This is a genomic window from Nocardioides cynanchi, assembly GCF_008761635.1.
GTDB classification, from domain to species: domain Bacteria; phylum Actinomycetota; class Actinomycetes; order Propionibacteriales; family Nocardioidaceae; genus Nocardioides; species Nocardioides cynanchi.
Genome location: NZ_CP044344.1, coordinates 2,911,118 through 2,934,957 on the forward strand (window position 1 = coordinate 2,911,118; position 23,840 = coordinate 2,934,957).

At 72.6% G+C, this 23,840-nt stretch carries 21 protein-coding genes; 8 read left to right on the forward strand and 13 right to left on the reverse strand.

What is annotated here, in order from left to right; translation table 11 throughout:
• Position 1: 1 nt before the first annotated feature.
• The gene (locus E3N83_RS14045; RefSeq protein ID WP_151083823.1) at positions 2-709 is read right to left on the reverse strand and encodes an SWIM zinc finger family protein; all 708 of its coding nucleotides are present in this window, start codon (positions 707-709) and stop codon (positions 2-4) included.
• A complete protein-coding gene (locus E3N83_RS14050) occupies positions 706-3,399 on the reverse strand; it encodes a DEAD/DEAH box helicase (RefSeq protein WP_238343189.1) in 2,694 nt (897 codons plus the stop codon). The genes E3N83_RS14045 and E3N83_RS14050 overlap by 4 nt, the downstream gene beginning before the upstream one ends.
• 161 nt (positions 3,400-3,560) lie before the next feature.
• Here E3N83_RS14050 and E3N83_RS14055 point away from each other — a divergent pair, with 161 nt between their 5' ends.
• The 4 genes from E3N83_RS14055 to E3N83_RS14070 all read left to right on the forward strand — a co-directional run bounded on the left by E3N83_RS14055 (position 3,561) and on the right by E3N83_RS14070 (position 7,906).
• A complete protein-coding gene (locus tag E3N83_RS14055) occupies positions 3,561-4,196 on the forward strand; it encodes a winged helix-turn-helix domain-containing protein (RefSeq protein WP_151083825.1) in 636 nt (211 codons plus the stop codon).
• Positions 4,193-5,473, forward strand: a complete 1,281-nt coding sequence (locus E3N83_RS14060; RefSeq protein WP_151083826.1) for an MFS transporter — start codon at positions 4,193-4,195, stop codon at positions 5,471-5,473. The genes E3N83_RS14055 and E3N83_RS14060 overlap by 4 nt, the downstream gene beginning before the upstream one ends.
• Before the next feature lie 96 nt (positions 5,474-5,569).
• A complete protein-coding gene (locus E3N83_RS14065; protein WP_151083827.1) occupies positions 5,570-7,150 on the forward strand; it encodes a DHA2 family efflux MFS transporter permease subunit in 1,581 nt (526 codons plus the stop codon).
• A 69-nt stretch (positions 7,151-7,219) separates the two neighbouring features.
• On the forward strand, positions 7,220-7,906 hold the full coding sequence (locus E3N83_RS14070) for a peptidoglycan-binding domain-containing protein (RefSeq protein ID WP_151083828.1): 687 nt from the start codon (positions 7,220-7,222) through the stop codon (positions 7,904-7,906).
• On the opposite strand, the gene E3N83_RS14075 is transcribed toward E3N83_RS14070, so the two are convergent.
• The 3 genes from E3N83_RS14075 to E3N83_RS14085 are packed head-to-tail and all read right to left on the reverse strand — an operon-like array spanning position 7,894 to position 11,621.
• On the reverse strand, positions 7,894-8,664 hold the full coding sequence (locus E3N83_RS14075; RefSeq protein WP_151083829.1) for a 2-phosphosulfolactate phosphatase: 771 nt from the start codon (positions 8,662-8,664) through the stop codon (positions 7,894-7,896). The two genes, E3N83_RS14070 and E3N83_RS14075, sit on opposite strands and share 13 nt — an antisense overlap.
• On the reverse strand, positions 8,661-10,613 hold the full coding sequence (locus E3N83_RS14080) for a M13 family metallopeptidase (protein ID WP_151083830.1): 1,953 nt from the start codon (positions 10,611-10,613) through the stop codon (positions 8,661-8,663). Before E3N83_RS14080 ends, E3N83_RS14075 begins: the two co-directional genes overlap by 4 nt.
• Positions 10,614-10,640: 27 nt before the next feature.
• Positions 10,641-11,621, reverse strand: a complete 981-nt coding sequence (locus E3N83_RS14085; protein ID WP_151083831.1) for an NADPH:quinone oxidoreductase family protein — start codon at positions 11,619-11,621, stop codon at positions 10,641-10,643.
• A gap of 57 nt (positions 11,622-11,678) precedes the next feature.
• Between E3N83_RS14085 and E3N83_RS14090 the strand changes: the two genes are divergently transcribed.
• Complete coding sequence (locus E3N83_RS14090; RefSeq protein ID WP_151083832.1) at positions 11,679-12,092, forward strand: peptidase associated/transthyretin-like domain-containing protein; 414 nt, start codon at positions 11,679-11,681, stop codon at positions 12,090-12,092.
• A gap of 24 nt (positions 12,093-12,116) precedes the next feature.
• Here the strand turns inward: E3N83_RS14090 and E3N83_RS14095 are convergent, their stop codons facing one another.
• The 3 genes from E3N83_RS14095 to E3N83_RS14105 all read right to left on the reverse strand — a co-directional run bounded on the left by E3N83_RS14095 (position 12,117) and on the right by E3N83_RS14105 (position 15,862).
• The gene (locus E3N83_RS14095; RefSeq protein ID WP_151083833.1) at positions 12,117-13,559 is read right to left on the reverse strand and encodes an MFS transporter; all 1,443 of its coding nucleotides are present in this window, start codon (positions 13,557-13,559) and stop codon (positions 12,117-12,119) included.
• A 34-nt stretch (positions 13,560-13,593) separates the two neighbouring features.
• Positions 13,594-14,187 (reverse strand): TetR/AcrR family transcriptional regulator, encoded by a 594-nt coding sequence (locus E3N83_RS14100; protein WP_238342914.1) that lies wholly within the window; start codon positions 14,185-14,187, stop codon positions 13,594-13,596.
• 115 nt (positions 14,188-14,302) lie between these two features.
• Positions 14,303-15,862, reverse strand: coding sequence for a fatty acid desaturase (locus tag E3N83_RS14105; protein WP_238342915.1), 1,560 nt, complete (start codon positions 15,860-15,862; stop codon positions 14,303-14,305).
• A gap of 145 nt (positions 15,863-16,007) precedes the next feature.
• Between E3N83_RS14105 and ppgK the strand changes: the two genes are divergently transcribed.
• Complete coding sequence (gene ppgK / locus E3N83_RS14110; protein ID WP_151083834.1) at positions 16,008-16,763, forward strand: polyphosphate--glucose phosphotransferase; 756 nt, start codon at positions 16,008-16,010, stop codon at positions 16,761-16,763.
• A 59-nt stretch (positions 16,764-16,822) separates the two neighbouring features.
• Here ppgK and E3N83_RS14115 read toward each other — a convergent pair whose 3' ends face one another.
• Both E3N83_RS14115 and E3N83_RS14120 read right to left on the reverse strand, forming a co-directional pair.
• Positions 16,823-17,332 (reverse strand): glutathione peroxidase, encoded by a 510-nt coding sequence (locus E3N83_RS14115; protein ID WP_151083835.1) that lies wholly within the window; start codon positions 17,330-17,332, stop codon positions 16,823-16,825.
• Positions 17,329-18,708 carry an NAD-dependent malic enzyme gene (locus E3N83_RS14120; RefSeq protein WP_238342916.1) on the reverse strand — a complete coding sequence of 460 codons (1,380 nt, stop codon included), beginning with the start codon at positions 18,706-18,708 and terminating at the stop codon, positions 17,329-17,331. The genes E3N83_RS14115 and E3N83_RS14120 overlap by 4 nt, the downstream gene beginning before the upstream one ends.
• Before the next feature lie 82 nt (positions 18,709-18,790).
• Here E3N83_RS14120 and E3N83_RS14125 point away from each other — a divergent pair, with 82 nt between their 5' ends.
• Entirely contained in the window at positions 18,791-19,819 is a 1,029-nt protein-coding gene (locus E3N83_RS14125; protein ID WP_151083837.1) for a nitronate monooxygenase, read from the forward strand.
• Here E3N83_RS14125 and E3N83_RS14130 read toward each other — a convergent pair.
• From E3N83_RS14130 to E3N83_RS14140, 3 genes are read right to left on the reverse strand one after another with little or no spacing between them, the layout of a single operon-like run.
• Positions 19,816-21,024, reverse strand: a complete 1,209-nt coding sequence (locus E3N83_RS14130; RefSeq protein ID WP_151083838.1) for an MFS transporter — start codon at positions 21,022-21,024, stop codon at positions 19,816-19,818. The two genes, E3N83_RS14125 and E3N83_RS14130, sit on opposite strands and share 4 nt — an antisense overlap.
• Positions 21,017-21,619, reverse strand: a complete 603-nt coding sequence (locus tag E3N83_RS14135; RefSeq protein ID WP_151083839.1) for a DedA family protein — start codon at positions 21,617-21,619, stop codon at positions 21,017-21,019. The genes E3N83_RS14130 and E3N83_RS14135 overlap by 8 nt, the downstream gene beginning before the upstream one ends.
• The gene (locus E3N83_RS14140; protein ID WP_151083840.1) at positions 21,619-22,263 is read right to left on the reverse strand and encodes a hypothetical protein; all 645 of its coding nucleotides are present in this window, start codon (positions 22,261-22,263) and stop codon (positions 21,619-21,621) included. The genes E3N83_RS14135 and E3N83_RS14140 overlap by 1 nt, the downstream gene beginning before the upstream one ends.
• Positions 22,264-22,355: 92 nt before the next feature.
• On the opposite strand from E3N83_RS14140, the gene E3N83_RS14145 reads away from it, so the two are divergent.
• The gene (locus E3N83_RS14145) at positions 22,356-23,831 is read left to right on the forward strand and encodes a gamma-glutamyltransferase (RefSeq protein ID WP_151083841.1); all 1,476 of its coding nucleotides are present in this window, start codon (positions 22,356-22,358) and stop codon (positions 23,829-23,831) included.
• Positions 23,832-23,840 lie beyond the last annotated feature (9 nt).

Consider the following 23,840-nt stretch of genomic DNA (forward strand, 5'->3'; position numbering starts at 1 on the left):
CTCAGACCAGGTGGTCGATCTCGGCCGTCGGGTCGTCGAGCAGCGCCAGCACCCGCGCGGCGCGGACCGCGGCGTCCACGGCGACCGCGAGGTCGCCCTCGGGCTGAGCCGGATCGGGCCCGGGAGCCGACTCGTCGGGTCGCGCCGCGGCCAGGGTGGCCAGCTCGGCCTCGAGCCCGTCGGGCGAGAGCCCCCGCAGCCGCAGCAGCACCCACGGGTCGCCGTCGATCAGCCAGGCGACCTGGAGCAGCACGGCCAGCGCGTGCCGGCACGGGTCGACCCACGACTGGCAGGGGCACGCCGAGCCCAGCTCGCCGCCGTAGGGGAGGAGCTCGACGCCGACCTCCTCGGCCTGCTCGACGAGGCGGTGCGGGAGCTCGCCCGCGAGCAGGCCGGCCAGGTGACCCGACTCGCCCGCCACCACCTCCACGAAGGCGCTCACGCTGCCCGGGTCGAGCCCGGGCAGGGTCGCGACCACCGTCCAGACGTCGGCACCGTCGAGGCAGCGCGCCACGACCTGGCCGGCGTCCACCGTGATCTGGCCGATGCCGCCCCCGCGGGATAGCACGCGGGCGGCGTGCAGGTCGTTGTCGGAGTACGACGCCTCCTCGACCGCGCGGACCCACGCCCGTCCCCACCACGTGGCGGCCCGCGAGGTGCTGCGCCGGGGCGGGATCCGGGTGAAGGTGACCCCGGAGAAGGCGCTCACGGCTGCTTCCGGAGGGCGACGAGGTCGAGCAGCTCCTCGTTGCTGAGCTCGGTCAGCGCACCCTCGCCGCGGGCCAGCACCGCGTCGGCCAGCGACCGCTTGCGGCGGAGGAGCTCGGCGACCCGCTCCTCGACGGTGCCCTGGGTGACCATCCGGTGCACCTGCACCGCCCGGGTCTGCCCGATCCGGTGGGCGCGGTCGGTGGCCTGGTCCTCGACGGCGGGGTTCCACCAGCGGTCGACGTGGATCACGTGGTCGGCCCGGGTGAGGTTGAGCCCGGTGCCGCCGGCCCGCAGGGACAGCAGGAAGACCGGTACGCCGCCCGCGTCGGGGCCGGCCTGGAAGCTGGCGACCATTGCGTCACGCCGGAGCACCGGGGTGCCTCCGTGCAGGAACTGGTGCGGCACCCCGGCCCGGCCCAGGTGCTCCTCGATCAGCCGGGCCATCGCGACGTACTGGGTGAACACCAGCACCGAGCTGCCCTCGGCCAGGGCGGTGCCGAGCAGCTCGTCGAGCAGGTCGAGCTTCTCCGAGCGCCCGGCGAGGCGGCCACCGGACTGCTTGAGGAAGTGGGCCGGGTGGTTGCAGATCTGCTTCAGACCGGTCAGCAGCTTGAGCACCAGCCCCCGGCGGGTGTCCTCGTCGGCGTGCTCGATGCGGGCCATGGTGTCGCGCACGAACGACTCGTAGAGCACCACCTGCTCGCGGGTCAGGCCGAGCAGATGGTCGGTCTCGGTCTTCTCCGGGAGCTCCGGCGCGATGCCGGGGTCGGACTTGCGGCGCCGCATCAGGAAAGGCCCGATCAGGCCGGCGAACTGTCGCGCCTTGGTCGGCTCGAGACCGGACTCGATCGGGCCCGCCCACACCTTGCGGAACGCCTGGCGACTGCCGAGCAGGCCCGGGGTGGTCCAGTCGAGGATCGCCCAGAGCTCGGTCAGGTTGTTCTCGACCGGGGTGCCGGTCAGGGCCACCCGGGCGGTGCCGGGGATCGAGCGGAGCGCCCGAGCGGTGGCGGACCGGGCGTTCTTCACGTGCTGGGCCTCGTCGGCCACGACCAGCCCCCACGTCTGCCCGGCCAGGGACGCGGCGTGGTTGCGGAGCGTTCCGTAGGTGGTGAGCACGAACCCGTGGGGGTCCAGACCGGTCAGCGACCGCTGCCCGCCGTGGAAGCGCCGGGTGTCGACACCGGGCGCGAATCGGTGGATCTCGGCCTCCCAGTTGCCGAGCAGCGAGGCCGGGCAGACCACCAGGGTCGGGCCGGCGTCGAGCGGGGAGCGGTGCAGGTGCAGCGCGATCAGGGTGATCGTCTTGCCCAGACCCATGTCGTCGGCCAGGCAGGCGCCCAGGCCCATCGCGGTCAGCTCGTCGAGCCAGGTCAGGCCCTGGCGCTGGTAGTCACGCAGGTCGGCGGTCAGGCCGGGTGGCTCGGGCAGCAGCGGCGCCGTCGACGCGGCGAGCAGCCGCTCGCGCAGCTGGAGCAGGCTGGCCCCGACGATGACCTCGGCCGGGGCATCGTCCACGTCGATCACGCCCGTGAGCGCGGCGGCGACCGCCTGCGCGGGCTTCACGGTGCGGATCAACCTGCTGCGGGCCTTGCGGGCGACCGCCGGGTCGATCACGGTCCAGCTGCCCCGCAGCTTGAGCATCGGGGAGGTCGCTCGCGCCAGCTCGTCCATCTCGGCCTCGCTGAGCGGGTCACCACGCAGGGCGACCTGCCAGCGGAAGGCGAACATCGCGTCGCCGCTGAGCACCCCTTCAACCAGCTGGGCCTCCCGCCGGGCCGGCGCCCGGTCGAGTGTCGCGCTGGCCCGGAGGTCGCGGCCGAGGCTGCGCGGCCAGAGCACGTCGACGCCGGAGTCGCGCAGGGCCTCGACGCCCACGTCGAGGAGGCTCACCAGGTCGTCGGTGTCGAGCGTGATCTGGTCGGGCACCGGCAGCTCGAGCAGCCGCTCCAGCGGGGGCCAGGCGGCGGCCGCGGACCGCAGGGCGATCGTGGCGTGGGTGCGGGCCCGCTCACCGAACCCGTGCACCGAGGGGGCGTCCTGCCACAGGCTGGCCGCGTCCCGGACGTGGAGCGGGTCCTCCTCGGCGTGGACCTGGAGGACGATCCGGCACGAGCCACCGACCAGCTCCTCCTCGTCGGCCTCGACCCGCAGCGACAGCGTGACCAGCTGCGGGCGGCTCGCGTCGTCGCGGTGCCGCTCGACCAGGCCGCGCAGCCGTGAGGTGAACGCCTCGGAGACCGGCGGCCGGCCGGGTGCGGACGAGGGCCGCGCCGGCACCGGCGCCGGCAGCGGTGCGCTGCGCGGCATCGCGTCGACCACGGCGTCGACCATGCGGCGTACGACGTGCTCGGCGTCGGCGACCGGCAGGCCGGCCCAGGCCCGCGACTCGGCCAGGCGCTGCAGTCGCTCGGAGTCGTCGGCGGCGAGGGGCGCCAGCCGCCAGACACCGTCGGCCGGCTCGAACTTCCCGGCCGCGACGAATCGCATCGCCAGCAGGGCCGCCGCCGCGAGCAGTCCGACGGAGGGATGGGCGTCGGAGCTGACGCGGGCCTTGGCCAGCACCGGCAGCGCTGCCCGGATCGGCAGCGAGATCGTGCGGCTGCCGGCCGCCCCGTCGGTGAACTCGACCACGCCCAGCCGCGGGCTGTCGGCGGCGTGCAGCGTCGCCGGCCCCGTCAGCGGCACGAAGCTCAACGCCCACCTCCCCTCGACGCGGCGGCTGTGCCGCCGACCCCGACGCTAGACCGCCGTACCGACAGCGCCACCGGCACCGGCGCGGCCCGGACCGACCAGCGATCTCACGAGAAGTGTTGCAAGACATCTTTCGAAAGGATACTTTCGATTCCATGACCGGCGCACCCAGCTACCGACGGCTCCGCGACCCCCGCGAGCTCGCCGCGCTCGCGCATCCCGTCCGGATCGGGATCATGGAACTGCTCACCGTCTCCGGGCCGCTGACCGCCACCGAGCTCGCCGACCGGCTCGACGAGACCCCGGCGAACTGCTCCTGGCACCTGCGCAAGCTCGCCGAGCACCACTTCGTGGAGGAGGCCGGAGGTGGCGTCGGGCGGCAACGCCCCTGGCAGGTTACCCAGGTCGGCCTGGCCTGGGACGAGGAGGACGCCTCGCCCGCCCAGGTGCGGGCCGGGCGGGCGCTGGAGCAGATGTTCCTGGAGCGGCAGGTCACCCGGTTCCATCAGGCCCGCGCCCGGCTCCGCGACGACGGCGACGGCGAGTGGGGTGCGGCCGCCACCGTGACCCAGTCCGCGAGCTGGCTCACCCTCGACGAGCTCGACGAGATCAACGCCGAGATCCGGGCCGTGCTCGAGCGCTACACCGACCGGATCTCCGACCCTGCGAAGCGGCCGGCAGGTGCGCGTCTGTGCGAGCTCGTCGCGTGGGGGGCGCCACTGCTCCTGCCCGGGGTCGAGCCGGTCGCCGGGACCGGCGAGACGCCGCTGGCAGGAGCTGACGCGTCATGAGACAGGCCTTCCACCGGCCCGGCTTCCCCCGTCTGTACCTCGGCCTGACCACCTCGATGTTCGGCGACTCGGTGATGCTGCTGGTGCTGTCGGTCTGGGTCAAGACGCTGACCGGGTCGAACGCCCAGGCGGGCCTGACGTTCCTCTTCCTCGCGGTCTCGGCCCTCTTCGCCCCCCTGATGGGGCTCGGGATCGACCGGGTACGACGCAAGCCGCTGCTGGTGTGGGGGCATCTGGCCTCCGGGGTGCTGGTCCTGCCGCTGCTCCTGGTCCACGGGGCCGGGCAGGTCTGGATCATCTGGGCGGTCGCGGCCGGCTACGGCGTCTCGTTCATCGCCCTCCCGGCCGCGCTCAACGGCCTGCTCAAGGAGCTGATGCCGGACGAGATGCTGGTCGACGCCAACGCCTCGCTCCAGACCACCAAGGAGTCCTTCCGGCTCGTCGGCCCGCTGATCGGCGCGCTGCTCTTCACCTGGGTGGGTGGCTGGGTGGTGGCGCTTCTCGATGCCGCGACCTTCTTCGCGGCCGCGCTGGTGATCTCGACGCTCACTCTCTCGGAGGCCCCGCCCGAGCGGGAGACGACGCAGTTCTGGACCCAGATGACAGCAGGCCTGCGGCACCTGGCCACGGACCGGGTCCTCAAGCACGTGCTGGTCGGCTTCGCCATGTGCATCCTCGTGATCGGATTCACCGAGTCCGCGATCTACGCGCTCCTCGACGCCTTCGACCGGCCCCCGACGTTCGTCTCGGTGATCGTCTCGGTGCAGGGCGTGGGAGCGATCGTCGGCGGCCTGTCCTCCAGCGCCGTGGTCAAGCGGCTCGGCGAGGTGGCGTCGTGCGTGGTCGGTCTGCTGGTCCTGGTCGTCGGGATCCTGATCATGGCCTGGACCCACAGCATCGTGGTCGTGTGCCTGAGCGCCGCCGTGTTCGGTGCCTCTCTGCCGTTGATCACCGTGGCCCTGATGACGCTGATCCAGCGCCGTACCCCCCAGGCCGTCATGGGCCGGGTCTCCGCCGCGATCGAGGTGGTCATGGGCACCCCCCAGGCGGTGTCCCTCGCGATCGGCTCACTGCTGGTCCTGGTGCTGAGCTACCGCCAGATCTTCACGATCATGGGTGTGGTCACCCTCCTGGCGGCGGCCTACATCGCCGTCCTGCTCCGTCGCCAGATCGTCGACGACGTACGACGTCCGGCTGATGCCGGCCCCGACGCCGTCCGGCACGAGGAAGCGCTGACCGACGCGGCGGTGCTGCCCAGCGGGACGCTCGAGCCGTGACCCGACGGCGCCCTCCGGCGCCGCAAACACACTGGCCCGTTGTCGGCGGGAGTCCCTACGCTCGGGACGAGGACACACGCACAGGGAGTACGACACATGAGTACTGAGATCGACAGCCAGGTCGGCGACCCCGCCAGGGGAGCCGGCAACTCGGACGGCAAGCTCGACCGGCGCGTCATGGTGGTGGCCGGCGTGGTCGTGCTGGGCGCGATCATGTCGATCCTCGACATCACCGTCGTCGCGGTCGCCCAGCGCACCTTCCAGGACATCTTCGGCAAGACCCAGGCCCAGGTCGCCTGGACCTCCACCGGCTACACCCTGGCCCTGGCCACGGTGATCCCGCTGACCGGCTGGGCCGCCGACCGCTTCGGCACCAAGCGCCTCTACATCCTCGCGATCGTGCTGTTCACCGCCGGCTCCGCGCTCTGCTCGACCGCGTCGAGCCTGGAGATGCTGGTCGGCTTCCGGGTCCTCCAGGGCCTCGGCGGCGGCATGCTGATGCCGCTGGGCATGACCATCCTGACCCGGGCGGCCGGTCCCGAGCGGCTCGGCCGGGTGATGGCGATCCTCGGCGTCCCGATGCTGCTCGGCCCGATCTTCGGCCCGATCCTGGGTGGCTGGCTGATCGACGTCGCCTCGTGGCGCTGGATCTTCCTGATCAACGTCCCGATCGGCATCGTCGCCGCCGTCTACTCCTGGCGCGCCCTCGACCGCGACGAGGTGCATCCCTCCGAGAGCTTCGACTTCGTCGGCATGCTGCTGCTCTCCCCCGGTCTCGCCTTCTTCCTCTTCGGGGTCTCCTCGATCCCCGCCGCGCAGGCCGAGCACGGCACGATGTGGACCACCCGGGTCGTGCTGTTCTCGGCACTCGGGCTGGCGCTGATCGTCGCGTTCGTGCCCTGGGCCCTGCGTCGGCGCAACATCCACCCGCTGGTCCAGCTGCGTCTGTTCAGCAACCGCTACATGACCATCGCGGTGATCACGATGGCGCTGTTCGCGATGGCGTTCTTCGGGGCCAGCCTGTTGTTCACGCTCTACTTCCAGCAGGTCCGCGGCGAGTCGCCACTGAGCTCGGGCTGGCTGGTGGCCCCGCAGGGCTTCGGCGCCATGCTCACGATGCCGGTCGCCGGCTTCCTCGCCGACAAGATCGGCCCGGGCAAGGTCGTCCTGACCGGGCTGGTCTTCGACACCGTCGGCATGGGCATGATGACGGCCGTCGACGAGAAGACGTCGTACACCTACATCATCGCGGCCTTCGTGGTGATGGGGCTGGGCATGGGGTCGACGATGATGCCGGTCTTCACCGCGGCGCTGGCCAGCCTTCCCGGCCACGACGTGGCCCGCGGGTCGACCCTGATGAACATCACCCAGCAGATCTCGATCTCGGTGGGAACGGCCCTGTTCAGCGTGCTGCTCACCAGTGCCTACAACGCCCACTCCACCGTCGTGAACCCGACCCTGGCCCTCCAGGGCGGTGCCGACCCGGCCTCGCTCGGCCTGAGCCAGACCCAGGCCGACTCGGTGACGGCGCTCGGTCTGCACTACATGGGGACGGCGTTCGGGCAGGCCTACATCGTGGCCACGGTGCTGGTCGGGCTGTGCCTGGTCCCGGCGTTCTTCCTGCCGCGCAAGCCGCCCGAGCACGCGGTGGACCCCGCGGCGATGCTGGTCGGCTGACCGCGAGGCCTCACCGGGCCGGTCCCGGTGAGGCCGGTCCGCGGCCTCGGCACGTCGTATCCTGCGCGGGTGCGTCCCGCCTCCCTGCTCGCCGTCGTCGTCTCGGCGATCCTGGGAGCGGTGTGCGGTGTCGGCGGCGGGCTCGCGCTCGACCGCCATCGCGACGGGTCGTTCTCCGACCCGCTGGCGCTCGGGATCCACCTCGAGAACCAGTCCTGCACCGACGGCACCCTGGTCGTCGTGGCCACCGGCGACTCGGCCCCGGCGCTGGCCACGGCCGTGGCCCAGGACCCGCACCTGCGCTACCTCGACACCCGGCACTCCTGCGCCACCGCCTGGGCCGAGCAGGGCCCGACGCCGCGCTACGCCGCCTTCCTCGGTCCGTTCGCCTCGCGCCAGGAGGCCTGCGCGACCCGGATGACGGCCGAGCACCGCGGCGACTTCGTCACCCGCCTCCACGACGGGGACGCCAAGCCGGTCCGCTGCGTGTGCTACGAGCCGGCCAGCGCGATGCCGGTGCTGCGGTCCGGCCTGGAGGCCAGCGTCCTCGACGGGATCTGGGTCCGGGCGATGCAGCGCGTCCTGACCGACCTCGGCTACCTGGCCAAGGGCCACATGAGCAGCTTCTACGACCAGCCCACCGTCGCGGCGGTCGAGCAGTTCCAGAGTGAGAGCGGGCTGCGCGCCAACGGAGTCGTCGGGCCCGCCACCTGGGCGGCGCTGGTCACCCGGGGCTGCAAGCTCTACGCGTCCTGACCCGATCGCCCCGCGTCGCGGAACGCCTCGCCGTCGAGAGTCGGCACGACGGCACTCACGTCGTACGCCGCCGCGATCGCGACGTCCTCGGCGAAGCCCCCGGTGACCAGCTCGCGACCACTGGCGCAGGCCGCCAGCGCCTCCGCCAACCCGTGGCGTACGGCGTCGAAGGCCGCCGTCGCAGCCACTGCCTCCGGACTGGCGCCGTCCAGGCCCAGGGCCGCGAGCACTGCGCCCGCACCCCACAGGTCCTCGACCGCGGGCCGCAACGAGCCGTCGGGCCAGCGCTCCCCCGCCGCCACCACGCTCACCCGACCCGGTCGGTCGCGCAGCCGGCGACCGACGGCGGAGGCGTTGCGCAGGCAGGCGCCGACGACGGTCAGGCCGGAGTCCGCGAGGCCGAGACTGATCGCCGAGCCGTTCGGCGAGGGCAGCACGACCCGCTCGACGCCACGGGCCTCGGCGAACGAGACCGGCGAGAGGGTCACCGCCCCCGACCTCAGGCCCTCGCGACGGCCGACCGCCAGGACCGCACCGCGGGCAGCGGCGTACGACGCCGCGTCCGTGGCCGCCCAGGGGTACGGATGCACGGCGATCCCCTGCTCGACGGCGACGCACAGCGTGGTCGTGAACGACAGCACGTCGACCACGACGGCCACGTCGCCGGGACGGGCATCGGCGGCCAGCGCCGCGGCGCCGGTCGGCCCCCACTCGAGCCGGCGACGGTACGACGCCTGGCCGTGCTCGGGGTGGGTCACCAGATCCGGACGCGGTCCTCGGGCTCGAGCCACAGTCCGTCGCCCGGCTCGGTGCCGAAGGTCGCGTGGAACTCGTCGAGGTTGCGCACGATGTTGGCCCGGAACTCCGGGGGGCTGTGCGGGTCGACGGTGAGGTACTGCTGGTCGAGCTCCAGCCGTCGCTTGGTCCGCCAGCAGAACGCCCAGTTGAAGAACAGGTCCTGCGCGCCCTCGAGGGTGAGGTCACCACCGGCCGCGAGCGAGTAGGCGACCAGAGCGATGGTCAGGCCGCCGAGGTCGCCGATGTTCTCGCCGACGGTCAGCGCGCCGTTCACGTGCTCGCCGGGCAGGTTGCGCGGTGAGAAACCGTTGTACTGCTCGATCAGGGTCTTCGACTTCTGCTCGAAGGCGGCCTTGTCGTCGGGGGTCCACCAGTCGTGCAGGTTGCCGGCACCGTCGTACTGGGCACCCTGGTCGTCGAAGCCGTGGCCGATCTCGTGCCCGATCACCGCGCCGATGCCGCCGTAGTTCTCCGCCATCTCGGCGTCCGGGGAGAAGAAGGGCTTCTGGAGGATCGCGGCGGGGAAGCAGATCTCGTTCATGCCGGGCCGGTAGTAGGCGTTGACGGTCTGCGGCAGCATCAGCCACTCGCTGCGGTCGACCGGGGCGCCGACCTTGGCCAGCTGGCGCCGGGTCTCGAAGGCGTTGGCGGCGGCGACGTTGCCGAGCAGGTCGTCGGGGCGGAACTCCAGCGACGTGTAGTCGCGGAAGGAGTCGGGGTAGCCGATCTTGGAGCGGAACAGGTCGAGCTTCTCGTAGGCGCGCTGCTTGGTCTCCTCGCTCATCCAGTCCAGGGCGGCGATCGACTGCCGGTAGGCCGCGAGCAGGTTGCCGACGAGCTCCTCCATCATCGCCTTGGACTCCGGCGGGAAGTGGCGGTCGACGTAGACCCGCCCGACGGCCTCGCCGACCGAGCCCTCCACGAGCGCGACCCCGCGCTTCCAGCGCTCCCGCAGCTGGGGGGTGCCGGACAGGGTCCGGGCGTAGAAGTCGAAGTTGGCCTCGACGAAGGCGCTGGAGAGGTACGGCGCGCAGGCGCGGACCACGCGGGCCAGCAGCCAGGTGCGCCAGTCCTCGAGCGGGATCTCCTCCAGTGCCGTGGACAGGTGGGCGAGGTAGGAGGGCTGGCGGACGCAGGTCTCGGCGATCGACTCCGGCGAGCCGCCGAGGTTGCGGATGAAGGCCTCCCAGTCGAAGGCCGGGCAGAGCTCGTGCAGGCTCTCGAGGGTGGTCAGGTTGTAGGTCTTCTGCACGTCGCGGGTCTCCGCACGCTCCCAGTGCCCCTGCGCGAGCCGCGTCTCGACACTCATCACCGTGGCCGCGGCGGCCGCCGGGTCGGCGTGGTCGATCAGGGTGAAGACCGTGGTCAGGAAGGCGACGTACTTCTCCCGGACCTCGGCGAACTTCTCGTCGCGGTAGTAGGTCTCGTCGGGCAGCCCGGTCCCGCCCTGCACGAGGTTGACCAGGCAGCGGTCGGAGTCACGGGCGTCGACGTCGACGTACAGGCCGAACGGGCCGCTGCCGCCGATCTGCTCGAACTCGCCGATGAAGGCCGCGAAGTCACGGATGTCGCGCAGGCTCTCGACCGCGGCCAGCAGGGGCCGGATCGGCTCGGCGCCGCGGCGCTCGACGGCGTCCTCATCCATGAACGACGCGTAGAGGCAGGCGATCCGCATCGCGTCGTCGTCGAGACCCTCCCGGCCGGAGACCACCTGCTCGGCCAGCTCCTCGATGATCGTGCGGACCTGCGCCTCGGCGGCGTCGGCCAGCTGGACGAACGGCCCCCAGCTGCCCTTGTCGGCCGGGATCTCGGCGGTCTCCAGCCAACGGCCGTTGACGTGACCGAAGAGGTCGTCCTGCGGACGGATGTCGGGATCCATGCCCGCCCGGGCGTCGTCCAGCGTGCTCATTCCAGCGAGCCTAGATGGAGGGCAGGGTCAGCGCACATGCGCGACCGACTTGCCGAGGGTGCGGCGAGCCTCCATGTCGGCCAGTGCGCGGCCGAACTCCTCCAGCGGGTACGTCGTCCCGACCGGCGGCCGGACCGCCCCGGACTCGATCATCGGGAGCAGTCGTGACCACTGCCGGCGCATGTAGGGCGCGTGCACCATCGCGTAGCCGCCCCAGCCGACACCGCGCACGTCGGTGTTGGCCAGCAGCAGCCGGTTGACCCTCACCTCGGGAATGCCCTGGCCGGCGGCGAAGCCGACCACCAGCAGCCGACCGAACGGGGCGAGGCAGCGCAGCGAGTCGGTGAAGACGTCACCGCCCACGACGTCCAGCACGACGTCCACACCGCGGCCGTCGGTGAGCCCCAGGGCGGCGTCCTTGAAGCCGTCGAGCAGCACCGCCTCGTCGGCGCCCGCGGCGCGAGCGAACGCCGCCTTCTCCTCGGTCGAGACCACGGCGATGGTCCGGGCGCCGAGGCCACGCGCGACCTGGAGCGTCGCGGTGCCGACCCCGCCCGCGGCGCCGTGGACCAGAACGGTGTCGCCCGGCTTCACCTGACCCCGCTCCTCGAGCGCGAACAGCGCCGTCAGGTAGTTCATCGGCAGCGCCGCGCCCTCGTCGTACGACGTGGTGTCGGGCAGGGCGAACACCGCGGTGGCCGGCAGCAGGCAGCGCTCCGACGCGCCGCCGTACGGCACCACACCGGCCACCCGGTCACCGGGCGCCAGGTCGGGCCGCTCGGCGTCCGCCCCGAGCGCGACCACCGTGCCGGCCACGTCGACGCCGAGGGTGAACGGCGGCTCCGGCTTGAGCTGGTACTCCCCCTTGCTGAGCAGCAGGTCGGGGAAGGAGACCCCGACGGACTCGACCTCGACCAGGACGTCGGTCGGGCCGGGCTCCGGCTCGGGTACCTCGGTGACCCGGACGTCGGCGGGACCGGTGGGCGTGAGGACCTGGACGGCGCGCATGGGTTCATCCTGCCGCCACCGGTGGAACCGCTCCGGCACCGGTCGCGTCCGATCCTCGTGCACGCATTGCTCAGGGCCCTGGTCAGCGGCGCCGCGCTGCTGGCGCTGGCCGGCTGCGGGACCTCGGACAGCGGGTCGCCGGCCGGCGCCGTCACCGGACCGACCACGCCCGCGCACGACGGGATCGGCGCGCGGGTCCACGTCAGCGGACGGCTGGAGGGTGTGGGCGGACCGGCCGCCCAGCCACCTCGGCCGTGGCCGGGGACCGTCTCCTGGACCGGCCCGACGCACGGGACCGTGCGGGTCGGGCACGACGGAAGCTTCACCCTGGACCTGCCGGCGGGGCGCTACCTGCTCACTGGGCACAGCCCGGCCTACGGCGACGGTCGCTACGTCTGCCAGGCCCCGCACCCGCTCGTGGTCCGCCCGGGTGCGCCGGCGCACCTGGACGTGCTCTGCCAGATGCGGTGACGGCCGGGACGGGTCATCGAGGCGTCACCGTGCGCAGTGCGGACAGTCCACCTGGCCGACGTGCGCGTGGGCGGGCTCCGGGACCCCGGGCTGAGTCCCGGCCGGGAGCAGCACCCACGACAAGACCCCACCGGCTGCGAGCAGGCCGGCGCAGACCCACATCGCGTGGCCGTACGCCGTACCGAACGCGGCCGCTTCGTCGTACTCCCCACCTGATAGCCCGACCAGCACCGGCAGAGCGGCGACGGCGAACAGGGAGCCGGCCCGGGCGACCGCGTTGTTGACCCCGCTGGCGACACCGGCCCGATCGGCAGGGGCCGCCGCCAGGACGGTGGCCGTCAGCGGCGCCACCATCAGGGCCAGGCCGAGGGCGAAGACGACCAGCGGTGGCAGCACGCCCAGCCAGTACGACGTCCCGTCGCCGACGAAGGACAGCCAGCCCACCCCGACCGCCATCACCAGCGGCCCGACGGTCATCGGGATCCGCGGTCCGATCCGGGCGCCGAGCGCACCGCCGCGGGCGGCCAGCAGGAGCATCAGCGCGGTGATCGGGAGGGTGGCCAGGCCGGCCTCCAGCGCGCCGTACCCCAGCACCGTCTGCAGCTCGATCACGAGGAAGAACAGGAGGGCGCCCAGCGCGGCGTAGACCAGCAGGGTCATCGCGTTGGCCGCGGAGAAGATGCGGGAGGCGAACAGGCTCAGCGGCAGCATCGGGTGCTCCACCCGGCGCTCGACCAGCACGAAGCCGACGCCGGCCGCCACGCCCGCGACCAGTGCCGGCAGCGCCAGCGCCGTGCCCCACTCGATCAGCCAGTAGGTCACCCCGGCCAGGGCGAGGGCCGCGAGCCCGGCGCCGAGACCGTCGTACCGTCCCTGCTCGGTGGTCCGGCTCTCGGGCACGAAGGCCAGGGTGACCACGACCGTGACCACGGCCAGGGGTGCGTTGAGCCAGAAGATCCAGCGCCAGTCGGCGTACTGGACGAGCGCTCCGCCGACGAACGGCCCGACCGCCGCGGCGATGCTGATCATCCCGGTCCAGGCACCGATCGCCCGACCGCGGTCCGCCGCGGCGATGTCGGACTGGATGATCGCCAGGCTGCCCGGGGTGAGCAGGGCGCCGCCGATGCCCTGGAGCACGCGGGCCGCGATCAGCACCCCGGGGTTGGGCGCGAGCCCGCACAGCGCCGAGGCCAGTGCGAACCACACCACGCCGGTCAGGAACATCCGCCGGCGGCCCAACCGGTCGCCGAGCGAGCCGCCCAGCAGGATCAGGCTGGCCAGCATCAGCAGGTAGCCGTTGGTGATCCACTGGAGCTGAGCGAGGCTGGCGTCGAGGTCGTGACCCATGGTCTTGAGGGCGACGTTGACCACGGTGCCGTCCAGCATCACCATCCCGGACCCGAGCGTGGTCGCCAGGACCACCCCGCGGCCGGCGGCGGAGGCGTACTGCACACCGGTCTCGCTCATCGGTGGAGGCTACCCCGGGATCCTCGTGCGGAGCTCAGCTGCGCAGGGTGCAGCCGGTGATCCAGGCGATGTCGTCCGCGGTGTCGTCGGGCGTGCCGACCGGGTGGATCACGTGCGAGAGCACCAGCCGGACCACCATGTCCACCGCCGCCTCGATCCGGCGCTCGTCCAGGGCGATCGGGTAGGCACCGATCCGCGCGTGCACGGCCTGGCTGGCGGCCTCGACCAGCGCGTCGTTCCGAGTCGTCAGCAGGGGCAGGAGCTCGGTCTCGGCGCCGTAGGACTGCGAGACCACGGCCTGCAGCAGCGCGTTGGAGCCCGCCAGGACCAGCACGCCGTACGCCGCCTCGCGGATGGCCGCGACCAGGTCGGTCGGTTGCCGGTCGAAGGCGGCGTCGACCACGGCCAGGAACTTGAACAGCTCGGCCAGCACCATCTCCTCGGCGAGCTGTGGCTTGGAGCCCACCTCGTTGTAGACGGTCTGCCGGGAGACCCCGACCCGCTCGGCCAGCTTGCCCATGGTCACCCCGGCCCACCCGACCTCGAGGGTCAGCTCGGCGGCGGCCGCGACCACTCGTTCGTGCATGGAGGTCGGTACGTCGTCTCGTCGAGCCGCAGCGGAGGTCACCCGGTCAGTCTAGGAAGCCGGCCGAGGGTCCCTCGCCCGTACGGGACACGCGGAGCGCGTCGCCGCACCGCCCGGCGACTGGCAGTTGTAGATCCACATTGTCGGCTTCGACCGCTCAGGACGTCACCGCGGGCTCGACGGCGACGAAGTCCACCTTGTCGCGGACCCCGCAGTCCGGGCAGCACCAGGTCTCCGGGATCTCCGACCACGCCGTCCCGGCGGCGAACCCCTCCCGCTCCTCACCGGCCACCACGTCGTAGGTGTACCCGCAGCCGGGGCACCGGTACGTCAACGCGTCGTCGGTGTGGTCTCGACTCCGCTCGACCACCGGCCCGGATGCTGCGCCACCTGCGGACGGTGGCTCGGAGGGGCCGGAGAGGACGTCAAGGGGCTTGGCCGCGGCGGCCGCAACGGCGGTCTCGCCGCGGGGCGCCGCCCGGCCGACGCGCCGCCCCAGTCCCGAAGGCTCCTCCGAGACGCCGGCCGCAACGCCGGCGCCGTACCGCGCCAGGATCTTGTCCCGCTTGCGGGGGCTCAGGTTGGCGCGGGTCAGGTCGCCGTCGAAGTGCCGGAGCACGCGGGGGTCCATCACCCGGCGCCAGACGGCGGGCACGATGGCGAGCACGATCATCCCGGCGTAGCCGGTCGGGAGCACCGGGCTCTCCTGGTAGTCACGCAGCGACTGGTAGCGCCGGGTCGGGTTGGCGTGGTGGTCGCTGTGGCGTTGCAGGTGGTAGAGCAGCACGTTGGTCGCGATGTTGTTGGAGTTCCACGAGTGCGACGGGTCGACCCGCTCGTAGCGCTCGCGCTCGCCGACGCCGACCTTCTGCCGGAGCATGCCGTAGTGCTCCATGTAGTTGACGACCTCGAGCAGCGAGAAGCCGACCACCGCCTGGATCACGAGGTACGGCGTGATGCCGACGCCGAAGAGGGCGATCATCGCTCCCCACAGCACCGCCGACATCAACCAGGCGTTGAGCACGTCGTTCGAGAGCCGCCAGGGGTGCTGCCTGCGGCGCGCGATCCGCTTCTTCTCGAGGTTCCATGCGGAGCGGAGCGAGCCGATGACCGTACGCGGCCAGAACTGGTAGAAGTTCTCCCCCATCCGGGCCGACGCGGGGTCCTCGGGCGTCGCGACGCGGACGTGGTGGCCGCGGTTGTGCTCGATGTAGAAGTGGCCGTAGAAGCTCTGGGCCAGGGCGATCTTGGACAGCCAGCGCTCGTTGGCCTCCTTCTTGTGGCCGAGCTCGTGGGCGGTGTTGATGCCGATGCCGCCGATGCAGCCGATCGAGATGGCGATGCCGACCCGGTCGACCACGGACAGGTCGTAGTGGGTCATCACCCAGAAGGCACCGACGAAGCCGGCGTACTGGATCGGCAGGAACATGTAGGTGATCCAGCGGTAGTAGCGGTCCTGCTCCAGCGCCTCGATCACGTCGTCGGGAGGGTTGGACCGGTCGAGCCCGGCAACGAGGTCGATGGCGGGCACCACCCCCAGGATCACGATCGGGCCGATCCAGAACCACGCGCCCCACCCGGTCACCCGCCACATCCCGATCGCGATGAACGCCAGGGACGGGACCACCAGGCCGATCAGCCACAGGTAGCGCTTGCGGTCGCGCCAGCCCTCGGTCGAGCCCTCGGGAACGGTGCTGTGGGCGATGGTCTCGGGCACGGCTGCCTCCTCGGTCTCCGCGGCGGGCGGGAGTTGGCTCGACCGCCTTGGTTTACATCACCATGCAGTTTGTAAAGCACGGTGTCAAGGGTTCCGCCGGCACCCCGAGTTGCCGAGACGGGGCGTGGAGGGCGAGATTGGGGGCATGAGTGGTTCGGGACTCGCCTTCGGCATCGACTTCGGCGGCAGTGGCATCAAGGGCGCACCGGTGGACCTGGAGGCGGGTGAGTTCGCCGAGGAGCGCGTGCGCATCGACACGCCGCAGCCGGCGACCCCGGACGCCGTGGCCACCGTGTTCAAGGAGCTGCTAGGAAAGTTCGCGGACTCCGACGGACCGGTCGGGGTGACCGTCCCCGGAGTCGTCAAGCACGGCGTGGTGCACTCGGCCGCCAACATCGACAAGCACTGGATCGGCGAGGACGCCGACAAGCTGTTCACCGACGCCACGGGCCGCGACGTCCATGTCGTCAACGACGCCGACGCGGCCGGCCTGGCCGAGGTGAGATACGGCGCGGCCAAGGGTCGGCAGGGCCTGGTCATCGTCACCACGCTCGGCACCGGCATCGGCTCAGCGCTGGTCTACGACGGGGTGCTGGTCCCCAACAGCGAGCTCGGCCACCTCGAGATCGACGGGCACGACGCCGAGAAGCGGGCAGCCTCGTCGGTCAAGGAGCGGGAGGACCTCTCCTGGGAGGACTGGGCCGCCCGGCTCACGACGTACTACCGCAAGCTGGAGGACCTGTTCTCCCCCGAGCTCTTCGTGGTCGGCGGCGGCGTGAGCAAGAAGGCCGACAAGTTCCTGTCGCTGATCGACATCGACACCGAGATCATCGCAGCCGCCCTCGAGAACGCCGCCGGGATCGTGGGCGCCGCGCTCTACGCCACCGAGAGCAACGACTGACCGAGCGGCCGCGAGCGCCTGAGGGGGCGACCATCGTGGCCGCCCGTCTCGGGTGCCGGTCAGCCCGCCGCGGCCTCGGCAGCGGGTCCCTCGGCCAGTGCGGCCTCGATGGCGGGACGCAGCTTCTCCGGCTCCTTGGTGGGCCCGAAGCGCTTGAGCACCCGGCCGTCGCGGCCGATCAGGAACTTGGTGAAGTTCCACTTGATGTTGGCCCCCAGGGCCCCCGACTTCTTGTGCTTGAGCCAGACGTAGAGCGGGTGGGTGTCGTCGCCGTTGACGTCGATCTTGGAGAACATCGGGAACGTGACCCCGTAGTTCTTCGAGCAGAAGGCGCCGATCTCCTCCTCGGTGCCCGGCTCCTGGTGGCCGAACTGGTCGCACGGGAAGCCGAGGATGGTCAGACCCTGGTCGGCGAAGTCGTCGTACAGCCGCTGCAGGCCTTCGTACTGCGGCGTGAGCCCGCACTTGCTGGCGGTGTTGACGACGAGGACGACGTCACCGACGTAGTCGCCAAGGGCCTGGTCCTGTCCGGTGAGCGTGGTCGCGGAGAAGTCCCCGAGAGTGGTCATGCGTCTGCTCCTCTGATGGCGGCGGCGACGGCCTTGGGGACGTCGGGGTTGAAGACACTCGGAATGATGAAGTTGGGGTTGAGCTCGTCGTCCTTGACGACCAGGGCGATCGCCTCGGCCGCCTTGAGCAGCATCGCGGTGGTGATCTCGGTGGCACGGGCGTCGAGCAGCCCGCGGAACACGCCGGGGAACGCCAGCACGTTGTTGATCTGGTTGGGGAAGTCCGAGCGCCCGCTCGCGACGACCGCGGCGTAGCGCTCGGCATCGGCCGGGTCGACCTCCGGGTCGGGGTTCGCCAGCGCGAAGACCACGCTCCTGGGCGCCATGTCCGCGATCCACTCGGCCGGCAGGATCCCCGGCGCACTGACCCCGATGAACACGTCGGCCCCGCGCAGCGCGTCGTGCAGGCCGCCGCGCAGGCCGTGCGGGTTGGTGCGGGCCGCGAGCTCTGCCATGGCCGGGCTCAGCGTCTCGTCGCCGGCGCAGAGGATGCCCTCGCGGTCGTTGACCACGACGTCGGCCGCGCCGCCGGCCAGGAGCAGGGTGACGATCGCCGAGCCGGCGGCACCGCCACCCGAGACGACGATCCGGACGTCGGGCAGCCTCTTCTCCACGCAGCGCAGCGCGTTGGTCAGCGCGGCCAGGACGACGATGGCGGTGCCGTGCTGGTCGTCGTGGAAGACCGGGATGTCGAGGCTGGCCCTCAGCCGCCGCTCGACCTCGAAGCAGCGCGGGGCCGCGATGTCCTCGAGGTTGATGCCGCCGAAGCCGGGGGCGATCATCTCCACGGCCTTGACGATCTCGTCGGTGTCCTGGGTGGCCAGGCAGATCGGCCAGGCGTCGATGTCGGCGAACCGCTTGAACAGCGCGGCCTTGCCCTCCATCACCGGCAGCGCGGCGCCCGGGCCGATGTTGCCGAGGCCGAGCACGGCCGAGCCGTCGGTGACCACGGCGACGGAGTTGCCCTTGATGGTCAGGCGGCGGACGTCGTCGGGGTTCTTCGACAACGCCAGGCTGACTCGCCCCACGCCGGGGGTGTAGGCCATCGACAGGTCGTCGCGGGTCTTCAGCGGCACCTTCGACCTGACCTCGATCTTGCCGCCGATATGCAGCAGGAAGGTCCGGTCGCTGACCTTGTGCACCTCCACGCCCTCGACCTGGCGGACCGCGTCGACCAGCAGCTCGGAGTGGTCGGAGTCGGAGGCCGAGCAGGTCACGTCGACGACGAGCCGGTCGTGGCTCGAGTCGGCCACGTCGATCCCGGTGACGATGCCGCCGGCCGAGGAGATGGCGGTGGCGACGGCACCGACGATCCCGTGGTCCGGGGCGGTGTGAAGTCGCATCGTGATGGAGTACGACGACGGGGTGGCCGACACGTTCCTCACAGTAGCCGGGCGTCGTCGGGGTCGCCGTTTCGGCATACTCGGCTGCCATGCCGCCGATCGCCGACCACACGCCATGACCGCGGACCTGTTGACCGGGTGGGGCGTCAGCGTGCCGGTCCTGGCGGCCCCGATGTCCGGGGGCGCGACCACGCCGGACCTGGTGGCCGCGGCCGCCTCCGTGGGGAGCCTCGGCTTCCTCGCCGGCGGTTACCTGACCGGCGCGGCACTCGCCGAGCAGCTGGATGCGGTGGCTGTCGGCGGCGGGACCATCGGAGTCAACCTGTTCGCGCCCCATCCGATGCCGGTCGACCGGGCCGCCTACCGGCGCTACCGCGACCTGCTCCACGCCGAGGCCGACCGCTACGGCGTCGCCCTGCCCGAGGAGCCGCTCGAGGACGACGACCACTGGCGCGACAAGATCGACCTGCTCCTGGAGCGGCCGCCGGCGTGCGCGTCGTTCACCTTCGGCATCCCGGAGCCGGACCTGGTCGCCCGGCTGCAGCGCGCGGGCACCGTCGTGGCGCAGACGGTCACGTCACCGGCCGAGGCGCGGCGGGCCGCCGACGCGGGCGTCGACGCGCTCGTGGTCCAGGGCGCCGACGCCGGGGGTCACTCGGCCACCCTCACCCCCGAGCAGCCACCCGAGCGGATGCCCCTCGCCGACCTGGTCGCGCGGGTCACCGGCAGCGTCGACCTGCCCTGCCTGGCGACCGGCGGCATCGCCACCCCGTCCGCGGCAGCGGCGACCCTGGCAGCCGGGGCGGTGGCCGTGCTCGCCGGCACCGCGCTCCTCCTGGCTCCCGAGGCCGGCACCTCGCCCACCCACCGGGCGGCGCTGCTCCGGCGCGACCGCGAGACGGTCGTGACCCGGGCGTTCTCCGGTCGGCCCGCCCGAGGTCTGCGCAACCGCTTCATCGACGAGTACGACGCCCGCGCACCGCTCGGCTACCCGGCGGTCCACCACCTGACCATCGGTCTGCGCCGGGCGGCCGCGGCGGCCGGTGATCCGGACCTCGTGCACCTCTGGGCCGGCACCGGCTACCGCTCGGCCGACGAGCGACCTGCGGCCGAGACGCTCCTGGCGCTGGCCGCCGACCTCTAGCCTCCGAAGCGACGGCGGTGCCGCAGCACCGCCACCAGCAGCACCAGGGCGACGGCCTGCGCCGCGCCGATCACGCCGATCAGCGCGCTGCGCTGCACGTCGTACAACCAGCCGGCCAGCACCCCGCCGCCGAGCGCCGCGACGGCCTGGAACGCCGCAAACGCGCCGTACGCCGTGCCCAGCCGGGCCTGCGGCACGAGGTCGGCGACCAGCGCCTTGACGGTCGAGTCCTGGACCCCGGTGGCCAGGCCCCACAGCAGGACGCCACCCACCGCCAGCCCGACCCGGTCGGTGAAGACCAGCACCGGGACCGCGGCGACCACGACCGGCAGCACCAGCAGGGTGCCCGCCCCCACCCGGTCGTAGGCGAAACCGGTCCCGAGGGACGCGACGGCCTCGGCGCCCATCGCGGCGGCGTAGACCACGGGCACCAGCGCGAAGCCGACCAGGTGCTCGTGCACGAGGTGGAAGGAGATCACGCCGAAGGTCATCAGCCCGACGGTGGTCAGGGCACAGGCGACGGCGTACACGTAGAACGTGCCCGGCAGCGCCTCGAGACGCTGGCTCTCGTGCGCCGGCCCGCGCACCGGGTCGCCGACGTGGCGGTGCATCCAGGCGAGCACCCCGAGCGCAACGGCACCGGGTACGGCGAGCACGGCCAGGGCGGCCCACGTGTGCCCGGTGGACGCGATCACCGCGGCCACCACCAGCGGGCCGAGGAAGGCGCCGGTCTGGTCGAGCGCCTTGTGCACCCCGAAGCCGCGGCCCCGGCCCACGTCGGTCGCCGCCACGGCGAGGAGCACCGACTTGGCAGGGCTGCGGACGGCCTTGCCGGTGCGCTCGAGCAGCACCATCGCGGAGCCGAACACCAGGCCGGCCGCACCGAGCGCCGGGGCGAGGGCCATCAGGGGAACGCACAGCGCGGTCAGCGCGTAGCCGACGACCATCCACGACCAGTAGCGACCGGTCCGGTCGGCGGCGGGCCCGGAGAAGAGCCGGAAGCCCAGCGCGGCGGCCTCGCCCGCCCCGGTCACCAGACCGACCGTCAGCGCCGACGCGCCGAGCGAGGCCAGGAAGGGGCCGGTGATCGAGCGGGCACCCTCGTAGACCAGGTCGACCAGCAGGCTGACCACGCCGAGCCAGACCACGGTCCGCCAGCCGGCCCAGGCCCGCGAGCCGGGGGGTGCGGTGGCCTGCTCAGGCATCGCGGGTCCGGCGGTGCCACGCCCAGAGCAGGCCGAGCACGATCACCACCACGATCGCGGCGCTGGTCAGCCCGAGGTAGTGGGTGACCCGGCTGATCGAGTGTGCGGCGAAGTAGCCGAGCAGGACGCAGGCGCTGCCCCAGAGCACGCCGCCCGCGGCGTTGAAGGCGAGGAACCGGCGGTACTCCATCCGGCTCGCCCCGGCCAGCGCCGGCATCACGGCCCGCAGGAACGCCGTGAAGCGCCCCATCACCACCGCCCGCCCGCCGCGGCGGCGCAGATAGGCCTGCGCCGCCTCGATCCGATCCTCGTGGTTGCGCAGCACCGGGGCCCTGGTCAGGCGGGGGCCGAGCTTGCGGCCGACCTCGAAGCCGACGCTGTCACCGATGATCGCGGCGGCGATCACCACCAGCAGCACGATCACCACCGAGACCTTGCCCGCGGCGGCCAGCACCCCGCCGTACACCACGGCCGTCTCACCGGGGATCACGAACCCGAAGAAGAGCGCGGCCTCGCCGAAGACCAGGGCCGCGATGATCAGCAGGGCCAGGGCGGGGGGCACGCCGAGCAGCGTGTCGATGACCTTCTGGAGCATCAGCCCACCAGGTGGGCGAGGACCTGGGCCTGCTCCCCGACGGGGACCGGGTTGGCGTGGCCCCGCAGGTGCAGCTCCACGTCGCGGTCCCGCAGGGTCAGCACCAGCGTCTCCGCGTCGAGGAGCTCCCGGACCGCGCCGTTGATCACGTACGTGCCGTCGAGCTGCTTGTCCAGGAGGGAGCCCTCGGTGCCGCTCTCCACGTCGGCCAGGGCGACCGCCACCAGGGTGGGTCGACGCAACCGGCCGCCGAGCCGCCAGGACAGGAGCACCAGCAGCACGACCACCAGGTCCGCGACCACGACGAGCACCGTCGACGACCAGCTCTTGACCTGGCCGTCGACGTGGAAGACGTCGGGATTGCCCTTCATCACCCGGACCCCGATGGTCTGGCCGGCCGCCGCTGCGTCCGCGGTGGCCCGGTCGACCACGGCGGTCCGCGACTTCTGCGCCGGGTCGACGCTGGACGGCAGGCGGAACGTGACCAGCGACGTGTCGCCACCGGCCCGGGCCACGGTCAGCACCTGGGCCGAGACCTGGATGCCACTGGTCGTCACCTGGTGCATCCGCACCTCGTGGGTCGCCCACGGCAGGTTGATCACGGCCAGGGCGAAGGCGACCAGCAGGATCCGCCGCCAGCTCACCGGCCCGCTCCGCTCATGGGCGCCAGTATGTCCGACGTCCGGGCCCGGTCGGCAGCCTCGGTCGGGGTGCCGGGCTGCCGTAGCGTTCAGCCATGTCCGCCCTGGCCGTCGCCGCCCCCAGCGAGGCCGCGGCCGACGCCGCCCGGGACGTCGCCCTGGCGGGCGGGAACGCCGTCGACGCGGCGCTGGCCGCGGCGCTGGTCGCGATGGTCAACGAGGTGGGGATCGTCTCGCTGAGCTCGGGCGCCTTCGTGACCGTGCAGCCCGCCGGCACCGGTACGCCGTACACCGTGGACGGCTGGATGGACATGCCCGGCCGGGGCCGGGACCTCCAGCCGTCGGTCGCGACCTGGGACGTCACCACGGAGTACGGCGGCGGCGTCGACATCACGATCGGGCCGGGGTCGGTGGCGGTGCACGGATCGTTGGCGGCGTTCGGCGAGGCCCACCGCCGCGACGGCCGGCTGCCCTGGGCCGACGTCGTGGCACCGGCGCTGGCGGTCGCCCGCACGGGCTTCCTGCTCACCTCGGCGTCGCGCTACTACCTCGACTTCGTCCACGACGACATCTTCGGCTGGGACCCGGCCAGCCGGGCGGCCCTGCACGGACCCGGCGGCGAGGTGACGACGGATCCGATCGTGCTCCCGGACCTCGCGGCCTCCCTCGAGATCGTCGCGGGCGACGGACCGGACGCCCTGCACCGCGGCGAGCTGGCCGACCGGATCGCCGCCGACGTCCTGGCCCGCGGCGGGATCCTCGGCGCCGGGGACCTGGCCGCCTACCGGCCCGTGGTCCGACCGGCGCTGGTCACCCGGGTCGGCGGTTGGTCCCTGGCGACCACGCCTCCGCCCTCGGTCGGCGGGGTGTGCCTGACCGCCATGCTCCGGTTGATGGACGGTCGGCCGCACGGCGACTGGGAGTCCGCGGACGTCGAGCACCTGGTCCGGGTGCAGCGGGCCGTGCTCGGCCACCGCCTCGAGGTGCTCGACCGCAGCACCGACCTGGAGGCAGCGGCCGCGTCGTACCTCGCCCTCGTCGACCGCGACCACGTGGCGGTGCTCGAGTCGGGCTCCACAGCGCACGTCTCGGCCACCGACCGGTCGGGCGAGGCGTGCTCGGTGACCTTCTCCTCGGGCTACGGCTCGGGAATGATCGCCGCCGGCACCGGCATCTGGCTCAACAACTGCCTCGGCGAGCAGGAGCTCAACCCGCGCGGGCTCTACGGCTCGGCGCCGGGCACCCGGCTGCTGTCCAACATGGCGCCGACGGTGGCCCGGCACGACGACGGGTCGACGCTGGCGATCGGGTCGCCCGGTGCGGACCGGATCACCACCGCGATCGTGCAGGCCCTGGCCGGCTTCACCAGCGGGCTCCCGCTGCAGGCGGCGGTGGACCATCCGCGGGTCCACGTGCACCGCGCCGGCCGGCCCGACGAGGTGGTCCGCCGCGAGACCGGCCACACGATGTACTTCGGGGGCGTCGGGGCCACCCTGTGCGACGCCCGGGGGCAGCTCAGCGCCGCCGCCGACCCGCGACGCGAGGGTGCCTGCCGCGTGGTCGAGCGGTAGAGGAGGATC